Source organism: Holdemanella sp. (assembly GCF_056804935.1).
Window position 1 is genome coordinate 1 of the sequence record NZ_DBMEXE010000257.1, and the last position, 2,040, is coordinate 2,040.

At 35.0% G+C, this 2,040-nt stretch carries 2 protein-coding genes; one reads left to right on the forward strand and one right to left on the reverse strand.

All coding sequences use genetic code 11. The annotated features are described in order from the left end of the window. Positions 1 to 74: 74 nt before the first annotated feature. Complete coding sequence (locus tag ACZQCL_RS09025) at positions 75 to 560, forward strand: hypothetical protein (RefSeq protein WP_482482916.1); 486 nt, start codon at positions 75 to 77, stop codon at positions 558 to 560. Positions 561 to 840: 280 nt separating this feature from the next. Here the strand turns inward: ACZQCL_RS09025 and codA are convergent, their stop codons facing one another. Next, positions 841 to 1,989 carry a cytosine deaminase gene (gene codA, locus ACZQCL_RS09030; RefSeq protein ID WP_482482918.1) on the reverse strand — a complete coding sequence of 383 codons (1,149 nt, stop codon included), beginning with the start codon at positions 1,987 to 1,989 and terminating at the stop codon, positions 841 to 843. Positions 1,990 to 2,040: the final 51 nt, after the last annotated feature.

A 2,040-nucleotide genomic window follows, 5' to 3' on the forward strand; every position in this document is an offset into this window, starting at 1 on the left:
ACGAGTACCCTTGATGCCGATCAGTCTGTCGTTCCAGTCTATTTCGTCCATCAAGTCCCGGCGAACAGGAGCATTTGTATGTTCCACCAGATAACTGTGTCTTAGGCGAAAAGGATGATGCAAACAACGACATAGTTCGTTCCATTTTAAATCAGGCACAATTTGAAATATTAGAAAACGAAACAATTCTTCTTACAAACAGAAAAGAGGAAGGCATTACATTAAGTGCATTATCAAATACGCCTGATCCAAGTAAAATTTCAACGTCAGACAAACAATACAATCTGCTCATTACTCACATGCCAGATACACTGACTAATGAAGAATTATCCACAAAATCAATATCCCTTGCATTATGTGGACACTCTCATGGCAATCAAATCACATTCCCTATTTTTGGTGGATATAAATCGATAGATGGGGCAAAATCATTGAATCGTTCCCACGCAAAACGTCTTGCCTTTCCATACATCATTTCATCCGGTGTAGGATGCACACACGTAAATCTTCGTTTTATGGCAAAACCAGAAATCTATTATTTCATGCTACAAAGTAAATAAGAGGCTTTTTAAATCAGCCTCTTATTCTTTTTTCTTTAGACATTGAATTAGAAGTTCATTGTTCTTTTTGATTTCATCTTTAATAGAAGCTAGTTCTAACAAGATGAATACTAAGATTATTATGATAAAGATAGTTAGAAACATACATGTCACCCCTTTTCTATTCGAATATCTCTACTTAAATTTTATCATAATAATAATAATAATAATAATACGGATATTCATCTTCTTCTCTTTCTAAATCATTAAGCAAAAGAAAAAAAAGATCCATAAGGACCTTTTAAAATAGAATCTTTCGTGTTGCCGGTGTACAAGATGCGATCAACTTTCCATTTTTGTAAGACTTTAATACAGGAGCATCCAAATTTAAAGCTTCATGATAATTTTTTGCATCCATCACCACAAAACTTGCTGGATTTCCTTCTTGAATTCCGTAGCTATCCCCTAAATGTAAAGTTTTAGCTGCATTTGTCGTTACAAATTTATACGAATTTAAAATTTCCTCATACCCCATCATATGTCCGGTATAAATTCCCATATAAACAGGATCACGCATATTTCCACTTCCCATTGGATTCCATGGATCAAAAATATCATCGGTTCCAAAAGATACATTGCATCCAGCTTCTGTTAATTCCTTAACTCGTGTTAATCCACGACGTTTAGGATATGTATCCGCACGACCACCTAAATGTACATTCACACAAGGATTGGCTACAAAGTTAATATTTGACATTTTTAAAATACGCATCAAACGAATCATATACGCATTATTATAAGAATGCATTGCCGTTGTATGACTTGCCGTTACCTGATCTTTCATACCAGTTTCATAAGCAAGTGTCGCAACTGTTTCAAGTCCTCGACTTGCTTCATCATCGATTTCATCACAATGAATATCAATTAGCTTTCCATATTTTTGTGCTAATTCAAAACAAATTTTTAAAGATTCGACCGAATATTCACGCGTAAATTCAAAGTGAGGAATAGCTCCAGCTGCATCTGCACCCAATTTCAAAGCTGTTTCCAACAATTCCTTTCCTTTTGGATAACTCAAAATTCCATATTGAGGAAACGCAACAATTTGAATGTCCATGAAATCCTTTACTTCTTCTCTTAATTCCAAGATAGCTTCTAAAGCTGTTAGATTTGGATCATTGATATCCACATGCGTACGGACATGTTGAACACCATGACTTGCCTGCATACGAATGACTTTATTCACACGATCCATTACATCTTTTTTAGTTAAAAACTCCTTACGCTCTTCCCAACGTTCAATACCTTCAAATAAAGTTCCCGACATATTCCAATGTGGTTGACCAGCTGTCAAACAAGTATCTAAATGAACATGAGATTCAACAAAAGGAGGAAGGACATAAAATGGTACCCATAAGGAGGACAACAACGTGACAGTTGTGATACTCACTTGTGGGTATCTTTTTTCGTTGTTTTAAAATAAATATGTCAAGAACCAAAA